Origin of the sequence: Streptomyces sp. NBC_00984 (genome assembly GCF_045162475.1) — a bacterium.
Classification (GTDB): Bacteria; Actinomycetota; Actinomycetes; order Streptomycetales; family Streptomycetaceae; genus Streptomyces.
Genome location: NZ_CP108734.1, coordinates 5,627,018 through 5,651,801, shown reverse-complemented (window position 1 = coordinate 5,651,801; position 24,784 = coordinate 5,627,018). Strand labels below are relative to the sequence as shown.

The window sequence follows — 24,784 nt, the reverse complement described above, 5'->3', positions numbered from 1 at the left end:
GCCCATGCCGTACGAGAGAACCCCCGCCACCGCCCCCCTGCTCACCGTCTCCGGTGACCTGCTGGTCATCGCCCCGCGCACCACCCCCGCCCGGCGGGCGTCCACCAACCTGTACCGCAGGCTGCTCGCCACCCCGGGCGCCCGCGCCTTCACCGCGGGCAATCTGCTCGCCCGGCTGCCCATGGGGATGTTCAGCGTCAGCGCGGTCATCATGATCGCCGGTTCGCGCGGCTCGTACGCCCTGGCCGGAGCCGTCACCGCGACCGGCCTCGCCGCCACGGCGGTGGTCGCCCCCTGGACGGCCCGGCTCGTCGACCGGTACGGACAGGCCAGGGTCGCGGTGCCCGCCACCGCGATCGCCGCGCTCGGCTCGCTGGCCCTGCTGATCTGCGTGCACTACGGCGCCCCGACCTGGACCCTCTTCGCCTCCTACGCCGCGACCGCCACCACGCCCAACACCGGCGGGATGTCCCGGGCCCGGTGGGCCCATCTGCACCGGGGCGATCCGGCCGCCCTGCACACCGCGAACTCCTTCGAACAGGCCGCGGACGAACTCTGCTTCATGCTCGGCCCGGCCCTCGCCGCACTGCTGTGCGCGGCGCTCTTCCCGGAGGCCGGAACACTCGTCGGGGCGATCCTGCTGATGACCGGCGTACTGATCTTCGCCGCCCAGCGCGCCACCGAACCACCGGTGGCGCCCCGCACCCACGCGGGCTCCCCGCTCCGCACCCGGGGCATGCCGGCACTGCTCGCCGCCTTCCTCGCCACCGGCGCGGTCTTCGGTGCGATGGAGGTCGTCACCATCGCCCACGCCGGGGGCGCGATCCTCGCCCTCCAGGCGGCCGGATCGTGCGCGGCGGGGCTGCTCTACGGGTCGCTGCGCCCGGCCGCGGACATCCGTCGCCGGCTGCTGCTCTGCCTGACGGGGATGACGGCGCTGATGTCCCTGCCCCTGCTCGCCGCCGCCTCGACCGATTCCCTGCTCGCCCTCGCCGGCGCACTGCTCCTGGCCGGCGCGGCGACGGCCCCGACCATGGTCACCGGTATGACCCTGGTGCAACGCCTCACCCCCGAGGGCCAGTTGAACGAGGGCATGACACTGGCCGTGACCGCACTGCTGGGCGGCATCGCCGCGGGTTCGGCGACCGGCGGCTGGATGGTGGAGCACACGGGACAGGCGCCGGGGTACGTCGTACCGGTCTGCGCGGCGGCACTGGCACTGACCGTCGCGGCGGCCGGGGTCCGGACTCCCCGGAACCGATGACCGGTACAAAAACGAGGACCCCGTTGCCGGTGGCAACGGGGTCCTCGTTCACATGGGAATTGTGGAGATGGCGGGAATCGAACCCGCGTCCAACGGTGCAGAATCAGGGCTTCTCCGTGTGCAGTTCGCTGCGCTTTTCTCAGCCCCGGAGATCACGCGAACAAGTCTCCGACGGGCTCAGCCACTGTTTGATTTCCTTCCAGGCCCCGTGACCGGGTCTAGAAGTTTAGATCCCTTGATGATGCCAGGATCCGGGTCGGGATCACCCCCGGGCTGACACTTCGCAAGTCGCTACTTAGGCAGCGAGGGCGAAGGAATCGCGCTTGGTGTTGGCGATTATTGGTTGCGACATATGGTTTACGAGATCATTGCCGCTTCCTCGACACGCTTCCCCTGCTTCGACATCCGCTGTCGAAACCGATCATCCCCATGTTGTTTTTTCAAATGCGCGCACCCGCTGTGGAGTGCAGTGCCATCGTACGTGACCAACGCGCAACGATGCCAGCCCATTCCTGCCGACGCCCGGCAGGACCCGGTCCTACGCGCTCCGCTGGCGCCTGCGCGCCGCCGAGATCGCGCGGTTGGTCTCCCTCGTGTCCTGCTTCTCGCGCAGGGTCTGCCGCTTGTCGAACTCCTTCTTGCCCTTGGCGAGCGCGATCTCGACCTTGACCCGGCCGTCCTTGAAGTACAGCGCGAGCGGCACGATCGTGTGGCCCGTCTCGCCCGACTTCGACTCCAGCTTGTCGATCTCGGCCCGGTGCATCAGCAGCTTGCGCTTCCGCTTGGCCGAGTGGTTGGTCCAGGTGCCCTGCACGTACTCGGGCACGTGGATGTTGTGCAGCCATGCCTCGCCCCTGTCGATCTGGACGAAGCCGTCCACCAGGGAGGCCCGGCCCAGCCGCAGCGACTTGACCTCGGTACCCATGAGCACGAGGCCGCACTCGTAGGTGTCGAGGATGTGGTAATCGTGCCGCGCCTTCTTGTTCTGCGCGATGAGCTTGCGCCCTGTGTCCTTTTCCTTAGCCATAGTGCGGCCATTTTCGCACTACGACCCACCCCCGAGGCCACTCAATACTGTCTCGGCCCGCTGCTCGGCCCCGGAACCGACCGCGAGGTCCGGGGTGATGCCCCGGCCGTCGACGCCTCTGCCCGCCGGGGTGCGGTAGTGGCCGACGGTCAGCTCGGCCACCGAGCCGCCCGGGAGCTTGCTGGGCATCTGGACCGAACCCTTGCCGAAGGTCCGCGAGCCGACGGTGACGGCGCGGCCCCGGTCCTGGAGTGCGCCGGTGAGGAGCTCGGCGGCGCTCATCGTGCCACCGTCGATCAGGACGACGAGGGGCCGGTCGGTGTCGCCGCCCGGCTGTGCGTAGAGGGCGCGCTGCTCACCGTGCACGTCGTACGTGGCGACCAGGCCGCCGTCCAGGAAGGCGGAGGCGGCGGTGACGGCCTCGGTGACCAGTCCGCCGGAGTTGCCGCGGAGGTCGAGGAGCACCCCGGCGTCCGACGGTGCGTCCCGGACCGCGTCACGGACCTTGGCGCCCGAGCCCCTGGTGAACGAGTCGACCTCGATCATGACGGCGCCGGACGAACCGGAGGAATCGGAGGAGTCGGAGGAGTCGGGAGAGGTGGAGGAGGCGGGACGGGTCGGTCCGATCCGTCGCACGGTCACGGCCTCGGTGGTGAGCCTGGCCCGGCGCAGCGTCTCGGTCCGCAGGCCCGCGCCGCGCTCGACCCCCAGGACGACGGTGCTGCCCGCGGCGGCCTCCGTACGGTCTCCGCGCAGCAGGGCGACGACCTCGGCGACGGGGCGCCTGTCGACCCGGTGGCCGTCGACCGTACGGAGCAGGTCGCCCGGCTCGATGCCGGCCCGGTCGGCCGGGCCGCCGGGCTGCACCCGGGCCACCTCTACCAGCCCGTCGGCGGAGCGCTTCGCGGCGATCCCGACGCCGGTGTACGAGCCGTCCAGGGCCTGCTCGAACTCCTCGTACTGCCGCTCGTCGTACACCGCGCCCCAGCGGTCGCCGCTGCGGCTGACGACCTCCTCGGCCGCCTCCTTGCCGGACTTGCCGTCGGCCACGGCTCGGGCGGCGGCGGCGGCAACCTCGTCGCGGTCGACGGTGGAGGCCACGGAACGGGTCGCGAAGTCCTCGGACTTCGCGCTGCCGCGCGGCAGCGCCCCGGTGACCGCCGCGGTGGCCAGCACGCTCGCGAAAACCAATGTCAGGGCCGCCCCGCGGCGCACGCCGCGGGGCCCGAAACACTGCGTGGGGCCCGACATGTCGCCGAGTCTAGGACAACGCCCCCTGGGCACACGGCCGGTTGGCCGCGTGCCCAGGGGGCGCATGTCACACCTTGAGGTACTTGCGGAGTGCGAAGAGCGCGGCAACGGCGGGCATCAGCAGGCCGATTGCCAGGACCAGGGGCAGCTTGGTGAAGACCGCGTCCCAGCCGATGAAGTCGATCAGGTTCAGTTTGCTCTGGAGTGCCAGTCCGCCGTCGATCAGGAAGTACCGGCCGGCCAGCAGCATCACACAGGCCAGGACGCCGCCGATGAGGCCGGCAAACGCGGCCTCCATGATGAACGGCATCTGGATGTAGAAGCCGGAGGCGCCGACGAGCCGCATGATGCCCGTCTCACGCCGTCGGCTGAACGCGGACACCCGGACGGTGTTCACGATCAGCATCAGCGCGATGACCAGCATCAGCGCCATCACGAAGAGGGCGGCCACGTTCATGCCGTTCATCAGCTGGAAGAGGTTGTCCAGGATGCTTCTCTGATCCTGGACGGACTGCACCCCGTCACGGCCGGCGAAGGCGGTGGCGACGACCTTGTACTTCTTCGGGTCGTGGAGCTTGACCCGGAACGACTCCTGCATCTGGTCCGGCGTGATGTTGCTCGCCATGGGTGAGTCGCCGAACTGGTCCTGATAGTGCTTGTACGCCTGGTCGGCCGACTCGTACGTGACCGTGTCGACGACGTCCATCTTGTGGAGGTCGCCCTCGATCTCCTTCTTCTGCTCCGCGGTCACAGCACCCTTGGCGCACTTCGGCGTCGAGGTCACATCGCTCTTGCTGCAGAGGAAGATCGAGACGTTGACCTTGTCGTACCAGTAGTCCTTCATCGTGCTGACCTGCTCGCGCATGAGCAGCGCGCCGCCGAACAGGGCGAGCGAGAGGGCGACGGAGACGACGACGGCGAAGGTCATCGTGAGGTTCCGACGGAGGCCGACGCCGATCTCCGACAGGACGAACTGGGCGCGCATGGCGTCCTTTCAGTGCTCGATGCTCAGTGCTGGTAGCCGTAGACGCCGCGGGCCTGGTCACGTACAAGACGGCCCTGCTCCAGCTCGATGACGCGCTTGCGCATCTGGTCGACGATGTTCTGGTCGTGGGTCGCCATGATCACGGTGGTACCGGTCCGGTTGATCCGGTCCAGCAGCTTCATGATGCCGACGGAGGTCTGCGGGTCGAGGTTGCCGGTCGGCTCGTCCGCGATCAGCAGCATCGGGCGGTTCACGAACGCCCGCGCGATCGCCACGCGCTGCTGCTCACCACCGGAGAGCTCACCGGGCCTCCGGTCCTCCTTGCCGCCGAGGCCGACCAGGTCGAGAACCTGGGGCACCGCCTTGCGGATCTCACCGCGCGGCTTGCCGATGACCTCCTGCGCGAACGCCACGTTCTCCGCAACGGTCTTGTTGGGGAGGAGCCTGAAGTCCTGGAACACCGTGCCCAGCTGGCGGCGCATGTGCGGCACCTTCCAGTTGGACAGGCGCGCGAGGTCCTTGCCCAGGACGTGGACCGCGCCCTGACTGGCACGCTCCTCGCGGAGGATGAGTCGCATGAAGGTGGACTTGCCGGAGCCGGATGAGCCCACCAGGAAGACGAACTCGCCCTTCTCGATATCGAGAGACACATCCCGTAGAGCGGGACGGCTCTGCTTCGGGTAGGTCTTGGAGACGTTGTCGAATCGGATCACGGATGCACCACGGTCGGCCGGGAGTAGGTGTGCGTGACCATACGCGAACCGGACTGAGGCGTGCAGGCGCGCGTCCGGGGATGGGTGATTTATGGCGGAACGGTACCGGCCGGAAGCGGGTCCGAAGTGCGACGGAACGGGTGATCTCCGGCGGGCCGCGCCGAAATCCGCGCGAGCTGGCACAGTGGTAGGGGGAACGGTTGCGTTTCCATGAGCGTTGTGCGGAGACAGAGTGTATGCGGCTCCGCCGCGCGGGAGGAGGAAAGCGCATGACCTATGACCGACTGGTGTGCGCGAACTGCGCGGCGCCCGTCAACGAGGGCCGCTGCCCCGTCTGCCGGGCAAGCCGCGCGCGGCTGCAGCAGGAACAGGAGCAGGGAATGTTCGCCGGGCTGAACCCGGTGATGCTCGTGGCCCTGCTGGTGGTGCTGCTGGGCGCGCTGGCACTGCTGGCGCACCAGACCGTGTAGCCGCGCGCCCCGCCTGTCGGCCCGCAGGCGCCGGTACGTGTACGTGGAGGGGCCCGGGATGCCGATCGGCGTCCCGGGCCCCTCTGTGCGTAGCTGTGCAGTTGTTACCGCGGGTGCCCCTTAGGCGACCGTACGGCCGTTCATCAGGCGCGGCAGGATCCGGAAGCCGATGCCTCCGGCGATCATCGTCGCGGCGCCGACCAGCAGGAACGTGGTCTCGGCGGCACCGGTCTCGGCGAGCTCGTCCTTGCCCTTGCCCTGCTCGACCGGCTGGTTGCCGGCGGAGTCGGGAGTGGTGTTGTCCGCGCACTTCGCGCCGTCGAGGTCGACGGTGCAGGTGCTGGCGTCGTCGCCGCCGGTGGTGGAGCCGGTGGAGGCGTTACCGGTGGTACCGGACGAGCCGCTCCCGGAAGTGCCCGACGTACCCTCCGTGCCGGAGCTACCGGACGTACCCGAGTTGCCGGACGTACCCGAGTTACCGGACGTACCCGAGTTACCGGACGTACCGGAGTTGCCGGACGTACCGGAGTTACCGGAAGAACCCTCCGTACCGGAGTTGCCGGACGTACCCGAGTTACCGGAAGAACCCTCCGTACCCGAGTTGCCGGACGTACCCGAGTTACCGGAAGAACCCTCCGTACCCGAGTTACCGGACGTACCCGAGTTACCGGAAGAACCCTCCGTACCCGACGTGCCCGACGTGCCCTCGGTGCCGGAAGAACCCTCCGTGCCCGACGTGCCGGAGGTGCCCTCCGTACCCGACGTGCCGGACGTGCCTTCCGTGCCCGACGTGCCCTCGGTACCGGAAGAACCCTCCGTGCCCGACGTGCCCTCGGTGCCGGAAGAACCCTCCGTGCCCGACGTGCCGGTGCCGGACGTCTGTCCCTCGTCGACACCGCCGGGGCCACCGCCGTCGGAATCGCCCTGCGGACCCTTGATGTCGGCGTCGATGCCCAGACCGCCTTCGTCGACCTCGGCCTTCGTGGACACGACGCCGAGGTCGACGCCAATGCCGACCGCCGAAGCTGCACCGGCGGCGGTGAGCGAGGCGCCCGCGGCGATGACCGCGCCCGCGGCGATCCGCGCGACGCGGACTCGCGTCTTCTTCGTCATGTGCTGCTACCCCCAGTAGCTGTTCTCGTCAGTGGAGCAGCCATATGCGGGCCCCGGCTCTCCGGAGTTCGCTCCGAACGGCGCCACACAGAGCCGTGGTCATGCCGCCCGCCCCCGTTCACACCCGTCCCAGACATACGCATGCTGCCCTAGCACCCTGTCCACAGTTAAGGACTACGTCAAGGCCGTTCCGTGCAATATGCACTGGTTTGTTCGCAGTTGACCTTCATTCGGAATCACGACTGTGACGCACTCGCCACAGCTCCCGCGCAACCAGGAGCCCCAACTCCCCTTCAGGGGCGGCCCGGTCATGAGGTCGCCCCGACAAAAACGGCGGTGCCGGAGACCCCGCGGGGTCTCCGGCACCGCCGTGAACGCTTGTTTCTACTTCTCCCGCTGCTTGCGCCAGCGGATGCCCGCCTCCAGGAAGCCGTCGATCTCACCGTTGAAGACCGCTTCCGGGTTGCCCATCTCGAACTCCGTACGCAGGTCCTTGACCATCTGGTACGGGTGCAGGACATACGACCGCATCTGGTTGCCCCAGGAGTTGCCGCCGTCGCCCTTGAGGGCGTCCATCTTGGCCTGCTCCTCCTGGCGGCGGCGCTCAAGGAGCTTCGCCTGGAGGACGTTCATCGCGGACGCCTTGTTCTGGATCTGCGAGCGCTCGTTCTGGCAGGAGACGACGATGCCGGTCGGGAGGTGGGTCAGACGGACCGCGGAGTCCGTGGTGTTGACGCCCTGACCACCGGGGCCCGAGGAGCGGTACACGTCCACGCGCAGCTCGGACTCGTCGATCTCGATGTGGTCGGTCGTCTCGACCACCGGCAGCACCTCGACGCCCGCGAAGGACGTCTGGCGGCGGCCCTGGTTGTCGAAGGGCGAGATCCGGACGAGCCGGTGGGTGCCCTGCTCGACGGAGAGCGTGCCGTAGGCGTACGGCACCTGGACGGCGAAGGTGGTCGACTTGATGCCGGCCTCTTCCGCGTACGACGTCTCGTAGACCTCGGTCTTGTAGCCGTGCCGCTCGGCCCAGCGGATGTACATGCGCTGGAGCTTCTCGGCGAAGTCGGCCGCGTCCACGCCACCGGCCTCGGCCCGGATGTTGACCAGGGCCTCGCGGGAGTCGTACTCGCCGGACAGGAGAGTACGGACCTCCATCTCGTCCAGCGCCTTCCGGACGGACTCCAGCTCCGACTCCGCCTCGGCCAGGGCATCGGCGTCGCCCTCGTCCTGAGCGAGCTCGAAGAGGACTTCGAGATCGTCGATCCGGTTGCGGAGGGCCTCGGTCTTGCGGACCTCGGCCTGGAGGTGCGAAAGCTTGCTGGTGATCTTCTGCGCCGCCTCGGGGTCGTCCCAGAGGGAAGGCGCGGCCGCCTGCTCCTCGAGCGCGGCGATGTCCGCCCTCAGCGCATCCAGGTCCAGGACGGCCTCGATCGACCCCATGGTCGATGAGAGGGACTTCAGCTCTTCGGAAATATCGACGACTGCCACGGGTCCAGCGTAACGGCTGTCGGGACGGACGTTCCTCGGGCCGCATGATCACGTCCCGGCGATCACGTGCGCGGCGCCCTCGCGGGCGCTCGGGTCAGGGCGTGCCCGGCGCCGAGTTCCCCGTGTCCTGGGCGGGTGCGCCCTCGTCGTCGCCGCTCAGCGCCAGCCAGCCGCCCACGCCCAGCGCCGCCACCAGCACCAGGGCCGCGGCGCCCAGCGTGAGGCGGCGCTTGCGGACGGCGGCGGACTTGTTGCGGGCCGAGCCGGGGCGGGGCGTGCCCGGGGAGCGGGGGGCCCTGGCCGTGCCGCGGGGGCCGCCGGAGAGTTCGTCGGGGGCCGGGACGCGCATGCTCGTGTGGGTGTCGCGGTTGGAGTCGGCGGACGAGCCGGGCACCAGCGGGACCGCGCCGCGGCGGCGGGGCTCCTCGGGGGCGGGGGTGTACTGCTGCTCGTCGTAGGTCTGGGGTTCCGGCTCGGCGTCCGGCTCGTCCACGTCGAGCGGCGGGATGCCGGCCAGCTGCGGGAGCTGCTCGCGCAGCCGGGCCGCGAGCTCGGAGGCGCGCAGCCGGGAGGCGGGGGCCTTGGCCAGGCACTGGACCAGGAGCTGCCAGAGCTCGTCGGGGATGCCGGGGAGGGGTACGACCGTCTCCGTGACGTGGCGGCGCAGGACGGCGCCGGGATGTCCGCCGCCGAAGGGCGTGAAGCCTGCGAGGAGTTCGTACAGGACGGTGGCGAGGGCGTAGATGTCGACGGCGGCGCGCGGCGGCAGCCCCTCGACTATCTCGGGGGCCAGATAGTCCGGCGTACCGATGATCTTGGTGGCCTTGGTGCGGCGCGGGGTGTCGATCAGCTTGGCCACGCCGAAGTCGGTGAGCAGCGCCGGGTGCGAGCCGCCGGGTCCGAGCGGGCCCTCCATGTCGAGCAGGATGTTCTCCGGCTTGACGTCGCGGTGGACCACGCCGGCGGCGTGTGCGGCGGCGAGGCCGTCGGCGACGTCCGCGATGATCGCCACGGCGGCCTCGGGCGCGAGGCGGCGTTCGCGGTCGAGGCGGGTGCGCAGGTCGGTGCCGCGTACCAGGTCCATGACCAGTGCCAGGTCGTTGCCGTCCACCACGAGGTCGCGGACGGCAACGACATGCGGATGATCGAGACCGAGCAGGGCGGTGCGCTCCTGGACGAAGCGGCCGACGAGTTCCTGATCGGACGCGAGGTCCTCGCGGAGCAGCTTGATGGCCACCGGGCCCTCGGGCCCTTCGCCGAGCCAGACCGTGCCTGCGCTGCCGCGCCCCAGGATCTGGTGTGCGGTGTACCGGCTGCCGATATTCCGTGCCAAGACTGCTCCCTCAGCGGCTGGCGATGGACCGTCGCTCATGACCCCCGGTCGACAAAGTTACGCGTCGGCCGGGGGGTTGAGTGCCCGGGATGGTGCCAACCTTCACTTCCGCGGGCGATATGCGGTGGAAACTGGCCCGCGGAAGTCGATATAGCTACAGAGTTGATGGTGGTGCGGCTGCTCAGGGGTTGGTGTTGCCGCCGCCGTCGCTGCTGCCGCCCAGTTTCGAGATCCAGTCGGTGACGGTGGAGACCGTGTCGCTGATCGCCTGCCAGTAGCTCTTGCCCTGGCCGATCCAGTCCTGCAACGGCGTCAGTTCCCAGATCAGCCAGCCCGCGACGAACAGCAGCACCAGGGTGAACAGACAGCCCTTGAGGCAGCCGAGGCCGGGGATCCTCATCGGGTTGGCGCTGCGCTGCCTCGGCTCGCGGGGCTGACGCGGGGCCGGCGGCTGGGGCGCCACCGGCTGCTGCGGGGGCGCGTACTGCTGGCGCTGGGGCTGCTGTTGGGGCTGCGGCTGGTACTGCTGCTGGTGGTGCTGGGGGTACTGCTGTTGCTGCGGCTGCTGGTACTGCTGATGCTGCGGAGGCGGCTGCCGCCGCTGCGGCTGTGGCTGCTGGTGCTGTGGCTGCTGGGGCTGGGCGCGCTGGGGGCGGCGGCGCAGCGGGTCCTGGCCCGGGTCGAGGTACTGGACCTGGGTCTGCTCGTTGCGGTCGCGGGCCGCCTGGAGCTGGGACTGCCAGGGGTGCGGCCCCTCGGGCTGCGGAGAGCCGTCCGGACGCGGCGGCACGGGCGGCATGACCGAGGTCGGGTCGGCGTGCCCGCCCGCGCCCTGGCCCTGGCCGGGGGTGTGCTGCATGAGGCTGGTGGCGGCGTTGGGGTCGTACGAGCCCGCGTTGCTCGGCAGCACCTGCGTCGGGTCCGCCGCACCGGGGGTCTCCGGAACGGCCGCGGGTGCCGGATCGGGTGCGAGCAGGGCGCCCACGCCGTCGGCCGCGGCGATCTGGGCGGAACTGGCGTGCACGCCGATGCCCTCCGCGACGACGCGCAGGCCGCGGGCCAGGTTCTCGGCGCTGGGCCGCCGGTCGGGGTCCTTGCTCAGGCAGCGCTCTATCACCGTCCACAGCGGGGCCGGGACGGTGCTGGGGCGGCGGGGCTCCTCGCTGAGGTGCCGGTGCAGCACTTCGAGGGCGGTGCCGCCGGCGAACGGCGGGCGGCCGGTGACCAGCTCGTACAGCAGGATGCCCGCGCCGTAGATGTCGACGGCGGAGGTCTGCGGGCGGCCCTCGGCGGACTCGGGCGCCACGTAGGCGGGCGTGCCGACGAACTCGTGGGTCCGGGTGAGCCCCGGGGAGTCGGCCAGGCGCGCGATGCCGAAGTCGGTGAGCATCGGGTGCATCTGGCCGTCGCGCTCGTCGAGCAGGACGTTGGCGGGCTTCAGGTCGCGGTGGACGACGCCGTCGGCATGGCTGGCGGCGAGTGCGTCGGCGATCTGCGCGGTGAGCAGTGCGGCGGCGACCGGGGTGAGCGGGCCGTTCTCGCGGAGGTAGCGGTGCAGGTCGGGGCCGTCGACCAGGTCCATGACGAGGGCGAGGAGGTCGCCCTCGACGACCAGGTCGCGGGTGCGCACGATGTTCTCGTGGGTGAGCCGGAGCAGCACGGAGCGCTCGCGCAGGAACCGCATCACGACATCGGCGTCGTTGGCGAGCTCCTCCTTCAGGACCTTGATCGCCACGGTCTCGCCGGGCTCGCCGGCGACGGCCGCCTCGGCGCCCGCGGTCTCCCGCTGGCGGGCACGCCAGACGGTGCCCGTGGCGCCGCGTCCCAGCGGCTCCTCCAGGAGGTACTTGCTGCCTACCGGCCGCACGTCATGCGCTCCCTGCAGATCGTGGTGATTGCGGTGCTCCCGGATCCGCCCGGGAGTTCCGCCTACTCTAGGGCCTGTCCGGCGGGGCCAGGCAGCTCCGTCCGGTTGCCTTCGTCGCCCTGTCCGCCGTTGGCCGGATGCCGCCCCGGGGAGGCACCGGCCGGTCGCAGGACAAGACGCTCACATCGGACGAATGGTTGCCGCACTCATGTGCGACGAATCGTTTCGGACGCCCTTCCGGAACGGTTCCGTCCCCGTGGACGACGTTCCAAGCAGGCACTTATGGGCGCACAGCCGACGTTTCAAGATCACTTAGCGGTGGCCCCCGGGCGTGTTGTCGGTGGCAGGTGCGAGGATGCCTCCAGCACGGAACTGTGGGGTCGGGAGCCCTGCGGCACGTGACGAACCTGTACCGGACGACGCGTCCGTGTCGGGTGGGGGGAATCACAGGGCGTTTCCCCTGCCCGGCGCCCCGCGCAGAAGGGACCGCTGACGGCGATGCAGATCCGGCTGACCGTCCTCGCGCCGCGCAGCGGCCAGACCCCGGCGCGCGCGTGCGACGTGCTGGTCACCGCCCCCTCGGGGACGGCGCTCGCCACCGTGGCGTCCCACCTGGCCGCGGCCGTCCTGGGGCCCGACGGCTCGCTCGGCAGCGGCGCGGTGGTGCTGTTCGCCGGGCGCGAGCGGCTCGACGCCCAGCGGTGCGCGCTGGGCGAACCACCGCTGGTGGACGGAGCGATGCTCTCGCTCCAGGTCCCGGGCGAGGACGAGGCGGTGGACGACGCCGTCCCGGCGCGGCTGCACGTGGTCGCGGGGCCGGACGCGGGCGGGGTCCATCTGCTGCACGGCGGCCGGATCCGGATCGGCCGCTCCGCCGACGCGGACGTCCCGCTCGACGACCCCGATGTGTCCCGGCTGCACTGCGCGGTGACGGTCTCCGCCGACGGCCAGGTCTCGGTGGCCGACCTCGGCTCCACCAACGGCACCCTGCTCGACGGTACGGAGGTCCGCGACCGCCCGGTCCGGCTGAAGCCCGGTGCGCTGCTGCGGCTCGGCGAGTCCACGCTCCGGCTGACCTCCGGCGCGCCCGCGCCGACGCTGGCGACGGCCCCGGACGGTGAGGGTCATCTGCGGGTGTCCGGCACGGCCGGCGCCGACGACGGCTCCGGTCACGGATACGCCCCGGCCGTCTCCCCCGGCCCCGGGCCCGTCCCCCACGGGGATTCCGGCACCGGTCACGCGTACGGGAGCGACGACGGGCGGACCGGCGCCCGCCGGGCGTCCTCCTCCGGGCACCCCGCCCCCGTCCCGGACGACGGGACGCCGCGACGGGGCGGGATAGGTGCCTGGGCGCGCAGACTCGCGGGCAACAGGGGCGAGCCCGTGCACGAGGCGACGCCCGACGGCGCGGGCGCGGCCGAGCCGCCGTTCCCGGCCCTCCCGGCGGCGCCGTCGGGGGCCGCCGCGCAGAGCGTCTGGCCCGACCCGGCGGCCGTGCTGCTGACCGCGCTCGGCCCCGGCCCCCGGCTGTGGGAGCGCGGCACCACCCACCCCGAGGCGCTCGTGGTGCGCCTCGGGACGACGGACCGGGCCGAGCTGCCCGCCGTGCCGGTGACGGTGGGGCTGCGGGAGGCCGGTTCGCTCGGGCTCGCCGGGCCGCGGACCCGGCTGGCCGGACTCGCCCGTTCCACAGTGGCGCAGCTCGCCGCGCTGCACTCCCCCGCCGATCTGGAGATCGTCCTGATCAGCACGGACCGCGCCCGCGGCGCGGACGAGCGCAGGCGCGAGTGGGCCTGGCTCGGCTGGCTGCCCCATCTGCGGCCGATGCACGGCCAGGACTGCCGGCTGCTCCTCGCGTACGACCGCGACCAGGCCACCGCCCGCGTGACGGAGCTGGTGCGCCGGCTGGACGACGGTCCGCTCGGGCCCGGCTGGGCGAGCCTGGACCGCAGTACGGTCACCGAGGCCGCGGAGCGGTACGCGGGTCCGTACACCGTGGTGATCGTCGACGGCGACCCGGGCTCGGCGGCACTGCGCGAGAACACCGCCCGGCTGGCCGCCGCCGGTGCCGCGGCCGGCATCCATCTGATCTGTCTGGCCGAGACCCCGGCCGCCACACCCACCTCACCGGTCGCGGCGACGTACGAGGCCGCCTGCCACGCCTCGATCGCGTTCCGCGAGTGCGGGGCGGTGGCGATGCTCAGCGGCGATGTGGCGACGGCCCTGCGGCTGCTGCGGACGGCGGACGGCCGGGCCGCGGGCCGCGGCACGGTCGCCGCGGTGGACGCGGTGTCGGCGCACTGGGCCGAGCGGTTCGGCCGGGCGCTGGCCCCGTTGCGTACGGAGGGTTCGGCCACGGCCCACGGCCGATCGGCGTCGGCCTCGCTGCCGACCACCGCCCGTCTGCTGGACGAGCTGGGCCTGGCCCGTGCCACCCCGGCCTCCCTGATGGCGCGTTGGGCCTCCACCGCGGACGACCAGCCCGGCGCCACGGTGCGCGGCTCGGGCCGCTGGACGGGCGGACCGGCGGGCGGCGGCGCGGACGACGGCGCCGATGCGGGCACCCGCGGTTCGGGCCGTACGGAGTACCCGCGCGGCGCGGGTCCCCGCGTGGGCGCCCAGCGCATGGGCGCCGCGCCGGGCCCGGACGGCACGGGTGGATACGCCCCCGGCTCGGGCCGCACCCCGTACCCGGGCAGCGAGAACGCCACCCACATCGGCACCCCGGGCCACCCCCTCGCCCCCGACGACGGCCACGACACCCCCGGCTCCGGGCGCACCCCGTACCCGGACTCGGGCCGTACCCCGTACCCCGACTCCGGGCGCACCCCGTATCCCGGCGGTTCCGCGGGCCGGGTCGGCGGGCAGCGGTACGGCAGTTCGCCCGGGGACACCCCGAGCTCGCGGACCGTTCCCGGGACCGGGACCGGTTCCTGGGCCGGTGGTGGTGACCGCACCGGTGCCGGCGACGGTGACCGCGCCGGCGACGTCCAGGGCGCCGACAGTCTCCGGTCCGCCGGGTCCGGGCGCGGCTCGAACCGGGTCAGCGGGCCGCGCGGCGGCGACACTCCCCGGGTCGCCGCGCGAGGCGCCGAGAGCGCCGCCGCGGCCGGACGCACCGCCGCCGGGGCGGCAGCGGACCCGGGCGCCGACCCGGACACCGGCACACCCGCGGCCGTCGGGCGGCCCGTGGTGGTGCTCGGCGCCGGGCCCCGGGGCGCGGTCAGCGTGGATCTGGCGGAGGAGGGACCCCACCTCCTCATCGAGGGACCGGCCGGCAGCGGACGCACGGAGCTGCTGCGGGCCGTCGCCGCCTCGCTCGCCGCGGCGGCCCGGCCCGACCTGCTGGGCATCCTGCTGGTCGACGGCGCGGGCGGCGACCGCGGCGAGGGCCTTCGCCCCTGTACCGAGCTCCCGCACGCGTTCACGCACCTGGTGGCCTCCGATCCGGTGCGGATGCGGGAGTTCGCCCAGGCGCTGGGCGGTGAGCTGAAGCGCCGCGCCGAGCTGCTCGGCCCGTACGACTTCACCGAATGGCACCACCGGCACGAGGTGGCGCGGCGGATGGTCGGCCAGCGCCCGCCGACCACCGCGGAACAGCGCGGTGACGTGGACGCCCCGATGAGCGGGACGCTCCGGCTGCGCCCCGCCGCCCGCTCCTCGGCCCCCGGGCCGTCCCCGCTGCCCCGGCTCGTCGTCCTGGTCGACGACTTCGACGCGCTGGTCGCCCCGGCGCTCGGCAGCCCCGGCCGCCCCGCCGCTGGTTCGGTGGTGCGGGCCCTGGAGGCGGTGGCGAGGGAAGGCGGCCGGCTGGGCGTCCACCTGGTCGCGGCGTCCGCCCGCCCGGACCGTACGGAGGACACGGACCTGGCCCACGGGGCCCGGCTGCGCATCGTGCTGGACGCACCGGTGGTCCCGCCGTCGCCGGAGGGCCCGGCGCCCGGACGGGGCCGGCTCGGGCATCCGGACGGGCGGGTGACGCCGTTCCAGGGCGGCCGGGTGACCGGTCGCATCCCGCGCACCGCCACGCTGCGGCCCACCGTCGTGCCGCTGGAGTGGGAGCGGATGGGCGATCCGCCGACCCGGCGCCCGGTCCGTGAGCTGGGCAACGGACCGACCGACCTGGCGCTGCTGGCCAGTGCGCTGGAGTGGGCGGCCCGTTCGGTGAACGCCGAGCCGATAGCCCCGTTCGGGCCCGTCCACTCCTGAGAGGCTGTCGGGTCCGGACATCCACTGACATCGCGTCACGAGCCCATCACGATCAAGGAGTTGACACGAGAAGCGGTATTGCGGCGTCCGTGCACCGGGCGTAGGACTGTGCGCACACAACGATGTGAGAGACGGGGAAGCAATGCGCACAACCCTTCGGATCAGCAGGGCCGCCGCGGTGTTCACCGCCGTCGGCGCACTGGCCCTCACCGGTTGCAGTGACGACGGCGGAAAGGACAAGCCGGACAAGAGCTCGGGGAGCGGCAAGGGGAGCCCCTCCAGCGTCGCGCTGCCCAAGCTGGACGGCGAGAAGCTCTCGGTCGCGGCCGTCTGGACCGGTGCCGAGCAGGCCAACTTCGTCAAGGTCCTCAAGGAGTTCGAGAACCGCACGGGCGCGAAGGTCACCTTCGTCCCGGCGCAGGACCCGATCGTCAACTTCCTCGGTACGAAGATCGCGGGAGGTCAGCCGCCGGACGTCGCGATGATCCCGCAGGTCGGCGCGATCCAGCAGGCCGCCCAGAAGAAGTGGGCGAAGCCGGTCGGCCCCGAGGCCAAGGCCCAGCTGGCCAAGAACTACGCGAAGGTCTGGCAGGACCTCGGCGCGGTCGACGGCACCCAGTACGGCGTCTACTTCAAGGCCGCCAACAAGTCCCTGATCTGGTACAACGCCAAGGCGTTCGAGAACGCGGGCGCGGCCGAGCCGAAGACCTGGAAGGACTTCCTGAAGACGGCCGAGACGGTCTCCGCATCGGGTGTCACCCCGGTCTCGGTCGGTGGCGCGGACGGCTGGACGCTGACCGACTGGTTCGAGAACATCTACCTCTCCCAGGCCGGTCCGGAGAAGTACGACCAGCTGGCCCAGCACAAGATCAAGTGGACGGACCCGTCCGTCAAGGACGCGCTGACCACGCTCGCGCAGCTCTTCGGCAAGCCCTCGCTGATCGCGGGCGGCGCCGACGGCGCCCTGCAGACGGAGTTCCCCGCCTCGGTCACCCAGACGTTCACCGGCGGTGACCAGCCCAAGGCCGCGATGGTCTTCGAGGGCGACTTCGTGGGCGTCAACATCGCGCAGACGAAGTCGAAGATCGGGACGGACGCCAAGGTGTTCCCGTTCCCGGCGGTCGGCGCCGAGTCCCCCGTCGTGACCGGCGGCGACGCGGCGGTGGCGCTGAAGGACGGCAAGGGCGCCCAGGCCCTGCTGACCTGGCTGGCCTCGGCCGACGCCGCGAAGATCATGGCCGAGCAGGGCGGGTTCATCTCGCCGAACAAGTCCCTGGACGCCTCCGCGTACCCGAACGAGGTGCAGCGCACGATGGCGCAGGCGCTGATCTCGGCCGGTGACTCCGTCCGGTTCGACATGTCCGACCAGGCACCGCAGTCGTTCGGCGGGACGCCCGGCAAGGGCGAATGGAAGACCCTCCAGGACTTCCTGAAGAACCCGAAGGACATCGCGGGGACTCAAGCGAAGCTGGAGTCCGACGCGGCCAAGGCGTACAAGAGCTGACGGGATGACGACAGCCGCAGCGGGGGGCGCCGACGCGGTGCCCCCCGCCGACAAGCAATCGTCCGCGGAGCCGTCGGTGCCCGCGCCCAGGAAGCCGTCCGATCCGCCGTCCGGCGGCCCGGGACGCAGCCGCCGGAGCGTGACCGGCACCCGCCGGCTCTTCGCGGCCCTCTTCCTGGCACCCGCGCTGGTGCTGCTGGGCGCGCTCGTGGTCTATCCGATCGTGTACTCCGTCTACCGGTCGTTCCTCGACCAGACGGGTACGGGCTTCGCCGGACTCGACAACTACAAGGCGCTGTTCACGGACGACACCATCCGTACGGCGGTCAAGAACAACGCGATCTGGGTCGTGCTCGCCCCGACGGTCTCCACGGCCCTCGGGCTGATCTTCGCGGTGCTCACGGAGCGGATCCGCTGGGGCACGGCGTTCAAGCTGGTCGTCTTCATGCCGATGGCGATCTCCATGCTCGCCGCCGGCATCATCTTCCGGCTGGTGTACGACGCCGCTCCGGAGCGCGGGGTCGCCAACGCCGTATGGGTGGGTGTGCACGACACGTTCTCCGAGTCGGCGGGGTACCCGAAGGCACATCCGCTGCCCGTCCACCCCCTCAGGGCGGGCGACGGCGGTTCCTTCGTCACCAAGGCGCCGGTACGGGCCGGGCAGCCCGTGCAGCTGCCACTGGTCGGTGTGATCCCGGCGAACATGCCGAAGGACGCGAAGCCCGCGAAGGCCGCCGCGGCGGCGGACGGCGAGATCACCGGCACCGCGTGGCTGGACTTCACCAAGGGCGGTGGCGGCCGGCCCAATGTCATCGACGCCAAGGAGCTGGGGCTCAAGGGCCTCAAGGTCGAGGCGGTCAAGGACGGCAAGGTGGTCGCCTCGGCGACGGCGGCGGCGGACGGTACGTTCACCCTGCCCGCGTCGGCGGACGGCGCCGGACTCCGGCTCCCCGCCTCGAACTTCAAGGAGCCGTACAACGGGGTCGAGTGGCTCGGCCCGACCCTCGTCACCCCCGGGATCATCGGTTCCTACGTCTGGATGTGGGCCGGGTTCGCGATGGTGCTGATCGCGGCGGGGCTCGCGGGGCTGCCCCGTGAACTCCTCGAAGCGGCCCGGGTGGACGGCGCGAACGAGTGGCAGGTGTTCCGCCGGATCACGGTGCCGATGCTCGCGCCCGTGCTCGTGGTGGTGCTGGTCACGCTGATGATCAACGTGCTGAAGATCTTCGACCTGGTCTTCATCATCGCGCCGGGTTCCTCGCAGGACGACGCGAACGTGCTGGCGCTCCAGCTCTACCGGTCCTCGTTCGGCACGGACGCGGACCTCGGGATCGGCAGCGCCATCGCCGTACTCCTGCTGCTGCTGGTACTCCCGGTGATGTACGTCAACATCCGCCGGATCCGGAAGGAGGGGCGCCGATGACGACAGCGCCGACCACGGCCACGAGCACGACGGCCGAAGACGTTCCGGTGAAGGCCGAGCGGTCCCTCGGCGCACGCCTCGCCGCCCGCGCCGGCGGCGGTGCGATGCGGATCTTCCTCGTGCTGGTGGGCCTGTTCTGGCTGATGCCGACGATCGGTCTGCTGCTGTCCTCGCTGCGCGGCGCGGACGACATCGCGGCGACCGGCTGGTGGAAGGTCTTCACGGCCCCGTCCCAGCTCACCTTCGACAACTACTCCCGACTGCTGGACAATTCGACGATCACCCACTCCCTCCTGAGCACGGTCATGATCACCGTCCCGGCGACCGTCCTGGTCGTCGTGATCGGTTCACTGGCCGGGTACGCCTTCGCCTGGATGGAGTTCCCCGGCCGCGACTGGTGGTTCCTGGTGGTCGTGGGGCTGCTGGTGGTCCCGGTGCAGGTCGCCCTGGTCCCGGTCTCCAAGCTCTTCGGTGCGGTCGGGATCTTCGAGACGACCTTCGGCGTGGTCATCTTCCACACGGCCTTCGGTCTGCCCTTCGCGATCTTCCTGCTGCGGAACTTCTTCGCGGAGATCCCGAGGGAGCTGCTGGAGGCGGCCCGGCTGGACGGGGCGGGCGAGATCCGGCTCTTCACCCGGGTCGTGATGCCGCTGGGCGGTCCGGCGATCGCCTCGCTCGGGATCTTCCAGTTCCTCTGGGTCTGGAACGACATGCTGGTCGCGCTGATCTTCGCCGACTCGGACTCGCCGCCGATCACGGTGGCCCTCCAGCAGCAGGTCAGACAGTTCGGCAACAACATCGACGTGCTGGCGCCCGGTGCCTTCGTGTCGATGGTGATTCCGCTGGCGGTCTTCTTCGCCTTCCAGCGCCAGTTCGTCTCCGGCGTGATGGCGGGCGCGGTGAAGTGAGCCGCGAGCAAGCGGTGGCGTAATGCGCACAGCTGTACGTCAACACGGGGCGGGGTTGCCCTTCACGGCAACCCCGCCCCACCTGCCATTTCGTGGATTTGCCACGTTTTGACGTAACCCGGTCACTCCATGGGGCGTTTGTGGACCACCCGCCCGCGCAGCGAACGACCCATGGATGTGTTGTGCCCCGGTTCAGTGTCATCGTGCCCGCGTACCGGGTTCAGGCGTATCTGCACGAGAGCCTGGATTCGGTGCTCACCCAGTCCTTCGAGGACTTCGAGATCATCGCCGTGGACGACTGCTCACCGGACGCCTGCGGCACCGTCATCGACGAGTTCGCCGCCCGCGACCGCCGGGTGCGGGCCCTGCACCTGCCGGAGAACGTGGGCCTGGGCCGGGCCCGTAACGCGGGGATCGCGCAGGCCACCGGCGACTACCTGGTCTTCCTGGACGGCGACGACACCCTGACCCCCGGCGCCCTGCGGGCCGTCGCCGACCGGATCGGAGCGACCGGGGAACCGGACGTACTGGTCTACGACTACGCCCGGACCTACTGGACGGGCGAGAGCGTGCGCAACAGCTACGCCGAGCATCTCGCCGAGACCGGCCCGCCCGCCTTCACGCTCGCCGACCGGCCCGCCCTGCTGAAGGTGCTGATGGTCGCCTGGAACAAGGCGTACCGCCGCGCGTTCGTCCAGGCCGAGGGGTTCACCTTTCCGCCCGGCTACTACGAGGACACGCCCTGGACCTACCCGGTACTGATGGCCGCCGGCTCGATCGCGGTCCTCGACCGGGTGTGCGTGGGCTACCGGCAGCGGCGCCGGGGCAACATCCTGTCCACCACCAGCCGCAGCCACTTCGACATCTTCGAGCAGTACGACCGGGTCTTCGCGTTCATCGACGCCCGCCCCCCGCTCGCCCGCTGGCGGCCGGTGATCTTCCGCAGGATGCTCGACCACTTCTCCACGCTGTTCACCACCCGGGGGCGGCTGCCGCGCGGCGGGCACGGCGAGTTCCTGCGCCGGGCCCGCGCCCACTCCCGCCGCTACCGGACCCCGGGCGCCCCCGTCCCGCTCCGCGCCCGGCTGCGCCACGGCCTGATCCGGCTGGGCGCCCACCGCACGTACCGAGCACTGTGGAGCGCGCAGACGCTCCGCGGCCGGCTGCGCCGGATCGCCGCGGCGGTCCGGCGGACGGTGCGAGCGGTCGCGCTCCATGCCTACTACCGCGTCCAGTTGACGCTGCCCGTCCAGGCGGACCGGGCAGTGTTCGCCGCGTACTGGCACCGCGGCTACGCCTGCAATCCGGCGGCGATCGAGGCGAAGGCCCGCGAGCTCGTCCCCGGGCTGCGGACCGCCTGGATCTGCCGCCCCGAGGACGCGCACACCGTGCCGACCGCGACCCGCAGGCTCACCCCCGGGACGTACGGCTACTGGCGGGCGCTGGCCCGCTCCCGATACCTGGTGAACAACGTCAACTTCGACCGGCGGCTGGTCAAGCGGCGCGGCCAGGTGCTGCTCCAGACCCACCACGGCACCCCGCTCAAGACCATGGGTCTCGACCTCCAGGACCGTCCGGCGGCGGCCCGCGCGACGGACTTCGGCCGACTGCTGGCCAATGTCGACAAGTGGGACTTCTCCCTCTCGGCGAACCAGCACTCCACCCTCGTCTGGGAGAAGGCCTACCCGTCGGCCTCCGCGAACTGCGCGACGCTGGAGTACGGATACCCGCGCAATGACGTCTACCAGCGGGCCACCGCCGACGACGTGGCGCGGCTGCGCGAGCTGATCGGCATCCCGGAGGGCCGGGTGGCCCTGCTGTACGCGCCCACCCACCGGGACTACCGCCGCGCCCAGTGCCCCGCTCTCGATCTGGCGCGCGTGCTGCGGGTCCTGGGTCCGGGCTACGTGGTCCTGAGCCGCGCGCACTACTCGTACGACGCCCCGATGGACCGCGAACCGCACCCCCGGATCATCGACGTCAGCGGCCATCCCTCCGTCGAGTCGCTCGCGCTCGCCTCGGACGCGCTGATCACGGACTACTCCTCGCTGATGTTCGACTACGCCAATCTGGACCGGCCCATCGTCCTCCACTGCGGCGACCGCGAGGCGTACGAAGCGGCCCGCGGCACCTACTTCGATCTGCACTCCTGCCCACCCGGCGCAATCGCGCACAGCGAGGACGAACTGCTCGACGTCTTCGCCACCGGCCACTGGTGCGGCACCCGCTCCGCCCGGCTGCGGGCGGCGTTCCGGGCGCGCTTCTGCCCGTACGACGACGGGTTCGCGGCGGAGCGGGTGGTGCGCCGGGTCTTCCTCGACGACACCGCCGTGCAGCCGCCCGCGATTCCGCCGGAGCGGCGGCGTCCCGCGCCGGCGGCGGGGAACCCGGCGCGGTTCCCGGCCCCCGTACCGGCCCCCGTACCGGCCACCGCCGCGGTGCCCGGGGACCGGAAGGCGTCCGCGGACCTCGGCCTCGCCGGTGCCCGGCCCACCAACCACCCCTGAGCGCCCCGTGGATCAGTCAGGTCCGTCGCATCCGCTGGATCCGTGTCCGAGAAAGAGCCCGTATGCCCCGGCTGAGTGTCATCGTCCCCGTCCGTCGTGTCCGAGGCCGGCTGCGCGAGTGCCTGGAGTCGGTGCTCACCCAGTCGTTCACGGACATCGAGGTGATCGGGGTCGACGACGGGGCGCCGGACGGTTCGGGGCTGCTGTTCGACGAGTTCGCCACCCGGGACTGCCGGGTGCAGGCCATCCATCTGCCGCCGGGGGCCGGTGCGGACGGGCGGCGCAATGCCGGGGCCGAGCGGGCCCTCGGGGACTACCTCCTCTTCCTGGAGGGCGACTTCATCCACCTGCCGGGCGCCCTCCAGGCCGTCGCCGACCGCCTGGAGGCGACCGGTGACCCCGAGCTGCTGCTGTTCGGCCACCACCGGCGGCCCTTCCGCGGCCGCCCCCGGCCGACCCGTTCGCTGGAGCTGCTCGACGGGCTGCCCGAGGGCCGGCTCACCCTCGCCGAGCACCCCGTGCTGCTGGACATCGCACCGGTCTCCTGGAACCGCGCCGTGCGCCGCACCCTCCACGAGGGCGAGAAGCTGAGCTTCGGTCCCGGGCAGCACGGGGAGCGGATGTACGCGTTCCAGACCCTCGCCGCCGCCGAGTCCGTCGCCGTGCTCGCCACCCCCTGCGTCGAGCACCGCGGCCGGCGCCGGCCGCCCGGGGCCGACGCGGCGGAACCGGCGGACGGCTCGGCACCGCACCAGCTCGTGGAGGCGTACGCCGCCCTGATGGAGTTCGTGCGGGACCGGCCGCCGCTGGCTCCCGTACGGACCCTGCTCTTCGAGCGGGCGGTCCAGGAACTCCTTGCCGGATACCCGTCGGTGACCCGGCGGCGCAGGCGCTACGTACGCTCCGTGGCGGCGTTCCACCGTGCGCACCGGCCCGGGGAGCACCGCTTCCAGGGCGGTGCCCAGGGGCTTCGGCCCCGGCTGATGGGCGGCGGCCGGTACGCCGCGCTCGGTGCGCTCGACACGGTGCTGGCCCTGCGCCGGAGCCTGCGGGCGGCACCCGGCGCGGTCCGGGCGCGGGCCCGGCGCAGCCTCCCCGGGCACTACTACTGGTGGCAGCGCAGGCTCCCGCTGGACGGCGGGCTCGCCGTCTACGCGGCGTACTGGAACCGCGGGTTGAGCTGCAATCCGGAGGCGATCTTCCGCAAGGCCCGGGAGCTGGCCCCGCAGGTGCGCGGGGTGTGGGTGGTGTCGCGCAACCAGGTGGGCTCGGTGCCCGAGGGCGTCGACCACGTGGTGCCGGGGACCCGCCGCTACTGGCAGGTGCTGGCGCGGGCCACGTACTTCTTCAACAACGTCAACTTCCCCGACCACCTGGTCAAGCGCCCCGGCCAGGTCCATGTGATGACGCATCACGGCACCCCGCTGAAGATCATGGGGCTCGATCAGCAGAACTACCCGGCGGCGGCCCAGGGGCTGAACTTCGACCGGCTGCTCCAGCGCGTGGACCGGTGGGACTGGAGCGTCTCCGCCAATCCGCACTCCACCGAGGTGTGGGCCCGCGCCTATCCGAACGCGGCGCGGTCCCTCGAATCGGGCTATCCGCGCAATGACGTCCTCGCGACGACTCCGGGCGACCGGATCGCGGCGATCCGCCGGGACCTCGGTGTCCGCCCCGGACAGCGCGCCATCCTGTACGCGCCGACGCATCGCGACTACGAGACGGCGTTCACCAGCCGGCTCGATCTGGCCCGGTTCTGCGAGGCGCTGGGCCCGGAGTCGGTGGTGCTGGTCCGCGCCCATTACTTCTACGAGGGTGCCGGGCTGCCGGACCACCCCTCGCTCATCGATGTCTGCGAGCATCCGCGGATCGAGGAGCTGTGCCTGGCGGCGGACGCGCTGGTGACGGACTACTCGTCGGTGATGTTCGACTACGCCCATCTGGACCGGCCGATCGTGGTGCACGCCCCCGACTGGGAGACGTACCGCACGGTCCGGGGGGTCTGTTTCGATCTGCTGTCCGGTGCGCCCGGCGACACCCCCGGGGCGATCTCCACGACCACGGACGGGCTGGCCCGGATCTTCCTCGACGGCAGCTGGCGGAGCCCGGAGAACGAGGCACTGCGGGCCGCGTTCCGGGCCCGGTTCTGTCCGTACGGCGACGGGCGGGCCGCGGAGCGGGTGGTGCGGCAGGTGCTGCTGGGCGAGGCGGAGCCGGTCGTCGGACGGGCCTGAGGGGCAACCCGTCCGACGGCGGCGCCTCAGAGCCTGTCGGGTGACCTCGGACCGAGCGTGGCCGCCCGGTCCGAGGTCACCCGGCAGGCTCTCAGCGTTGCTGGCCCGCCATCACCGTGACGAGGCCGATGACCACGAGCAGCGAGCCGCCCCAGGTCCACATCGAGGTCCGCTCGTGCAGCACGGTCGCCCCGGCCAGCACGATCAGCAGATACCCGAGGGCGTTGAACGGGTAGGCGATGGACAGCGGCACCTTGGCCAGGGTCGCCATCCAGGCGAGGGCGGACACCGAGAAGACCACCAGGCCCAGGACGACCCAGGGGCTGGTCGCGGCGCGCAGGGCGAGGGATCCGCCGCCGTGTCCCGCGGCGGCCGCGGCGCTCTTCATCCCGTGCTTGAGCATGATCTGGCCGCCCGCCGACGAGAACACGGCGAACAGCAGCAGCATCAGACTGGGGAGGGTCAAGACCTTGCTCCTGACTGCG

17 protein-coding genes and 1 other RNA gene are annotated in these 24,784 nt (G+C 71.7%); 8 read left to right on the top strand and 10 right to left on the bottom strand.

Features of this window, described 5'->3' with window-relative positions; translation table 11 throughout:
- The first annotated feature begins 4 nt into the window (after nt 1-4).
- The gene (locus OG520_RS25195) at nt 5-1,264 is read left to right on the top strand and encodes an MFS transporter (RefSeq protein ID WP_406014686.1); all 1,260 of its coding nucleotides are present in this window, start codon (nt 5-7) and stop codon (nt 1,262-1,264) included.
- Nucleotides 1,265-1,323: 59 nt separating this feature from the next.
- Here the strand turns inward: OG520_RS25195 and ssrA are convergent.
- From ssrA to ftsE, 5 genes are all read right to left on the bottom strand, one after another.
- Nucleotides 1,324-1,693: a transfer-messenger RNA gene (ssrA, locus tag OG520_RS25190) on the bottom strand.
- A 109-nt stretch (nt 1,694-1,802) separates the two neighbouring features.
- On the bottom strand, nt 1,803-2,291 hold the full coding sequence (gene smpB / locus OG520_RS25185) for an SsrA-binding protein SmpB (protein ID WP_266418567.1): 489 nt from the start codon (nt 2,289-2,291) through the stop codon (nt 1,803-1,805).
- A gap of 18 nt (nt 2,292-2,309) precedes the next feature.
- Nucleotides 2,310-3,542 carry a S41 family peptidase gene (locus OG520_RS25180; protein WP_406014685.1) on the bottom strand — a complete coding sequence of 411 codons (1,233 nt, stop codon included), beginning with the start codon at nt 3,540-3,542 and terminating at the stop codon, nt 2,310-2,312.
- A gap of 67 nt (nt 3,543-3,609) precedes the next feature.
- Nucleotides 3,610-4,527, bottom strand: a complete 918-nt coding sequence (gene ftsX / locus OG520_RS25175) for a permease-like cell division protein FtsX (protein WP_385323756.1) — start codon at nt 4,525-4,527, stop codon at nt 3,610-3,612.
- A 23-nt stretch (nt 4,528-4,550) separates the two neighbouring features.
- Entirely contained in the window at nt 4,551-5,240 is a 690-nt protein-coding gene (ftsE, locus tag OG520_RS25170) for a cell division ATP-binding protein FtsE (protein WP_093540601.1), read from the bottom strand.
- Between the two features lie 269 nt (nt 5,241-5,509).
- Between ftsE and OG520_RS25165 the strand changes: the two genes are divergently transcribed.
- Entirely contained in the window at nt 5,510-5,710 is a 201-nt protein-coding gene (locus OG520_RS25165; protein ID WP_389971952.1) for a hypothetical protein, read from the top strand.
- A gap of 120 nt (nt 5,711-5,830) precedes the next feature.
- On the opposite strand, the gene OG520_RS25160 is transcribed toward OG520_RS25165, so the two are convergent.
- The 4 genes from OG520_RS25160 to OG520_RS25145 all read right to left on the bottom strand — a co-directional run bounded on the left by OG520_RS25160 (nt 5,831) and on the right by OG520_RS25145 (nt 11,514).
- Nucleotides 5,831-6,823 (bottom strand): hypothetical protein, encoded by a 993-nt coding sequence (locus OG520_RS25160; protein WP_406014684.1) that lies wholly within the window; start codon nt 6,821-6,823, stop codon nt 5,831-5,833.
- A gap of 384 nt (nt 6,824-7,207) precedes the next feature.
- Nucleotides 7,208-8,314 carry a peptide chain release factor 2 gene (prfB, locus tag OG520_RS25155; RefSeq protein WP_389971956.1) on the bottom strand — a complete coding sequence of 369 codons (1,107 nt, stop codon included), beginning with the start codon at nt 8,312-8,314 and terminating at the stop codon, nt 7,208-7,210.
- 94 nt (nt 8,315-8,408) lie between these two features.
- Nucleotides 8,409-9,647, bottom strand: a complete 1,239-nt coding sequence (locus OG520_RS25150; RefSeq protein WP_399332010.1) for a serine/threonine-protein kinase — start codon at nt 9,645-9,647, stop codon at nt 8,409-8,411.
- A 181-nt stretch (nt 9,648-9,828) separates the two neighbouring features.
- On the bottom strand, nt 9,829-11,514 hold the full coding sequence (locus OG520_RS25145) for a serine/threonine-protein kinase (protein ID WP_406014683.1): 1,686 nt from the start codon (nt 11,512-11,514) through the stop codon (nt 9,829-9,831).
- Nucleotides 11,515-12,012: 498 nt separating this feature from the next.
- On the opposite strand from OG520_RS25145, the gene OG520_RS25140 reads away from it, so the two are divergent.
- From OG520_RS25140 to OG520_RS25115, 6 genes are all read left to right on the top strand, one after another.
- Nucleotides 12,013-15,723 carry an FHA domain-containing protein gene (locus OG520_RS25140; RefSeq protein WP_406014682.1) on the top strand — a complete coding sequence of 1,237 codons (3,711 nt, stop codon included), beginning with the start codon at nt 12,013-12,015 and terminating at the stop codon, nt 15,721-15,723.
- 142 nt (nt 15,724-15,865) lie between these two features.
- Nucleotides 15,866-17,227, top strand: coding sequence for an ABC transporter substrate-binding protein (locus tag OG520_RS25135; RefSeq protein WP_406014681.1), 1,362 nt, complete (start codon nt 15,866-15,868; stop codon nt 17,225-17,227).
- A 4-nt stretch (nt 17,228-17,231) separates the two neighbouring features.
- A complete protein-coding gene (locus tag OG520_RS25130; protein ID WP_406014680.1) occupies nt 17,232-18,650 on the top strand; it encodes a carbohydrate ABC transporter permease in 1,419 nt (472 codons plus the stop codon).
- Nucleotides 18,647-19,558 (top strand): carbohydrate ABC transporter permease, encoded by a 912-nt coding sequence (locus tag OG520_RS25125; protein ID WP_406014679.1) that lies wholly within the window; start codon nt 18,647-18,649, stop codon nt 19,556-19,558. Before OG520_RS25130 ends, OG520_RS25125 begins: the two co-directional genes overlap by 4 nt.
- 182 nt (nt 19,559-19,740) lie before the next feature.
- On the top strand, nt 19,741-22,065 hold the full coding sequence (locus OG520_RS25120; RefSeq protein WP_406014678.1) for a CDP-glycerol glycerophosphotransferase family protein: 2,325 nt from the start codon (nt 19,741-19,743) through the stop codon (nt 22,063-22,065).
- Nucleotides 22,066-22,127: 62 nt separating this feature from the next.
- Entirely contained in the window at nt 22,128-24,299 is a 2,172-nt protein-coding gene (locus tag OG520_RS25115) for a CDP-glycerol glycerophosphotransferase family protein (protein ID WP_406014677.1), read from the top strand.
- 91 nt (nt 24,300-24,390) lie between these two features.
- On the opposite strand, the gene OG520_RS25110 is transcribed toward OG520_RS25115, so the two are convergent.
- The gene (locus OG520_RS25110) at nt 24,391-24,765 is read right to left on the bottom strand and encodes a hypothetical protein (protein ID WP_399332024.1); all 375 of its coding nucleotides are present in this window, start codon (nt 24,763-24,765) and stop codon (nt 24,391-24,393) included.
- Between the last annotated feature and the right edge of the window lie 19 nt (nt 24,766-24,784).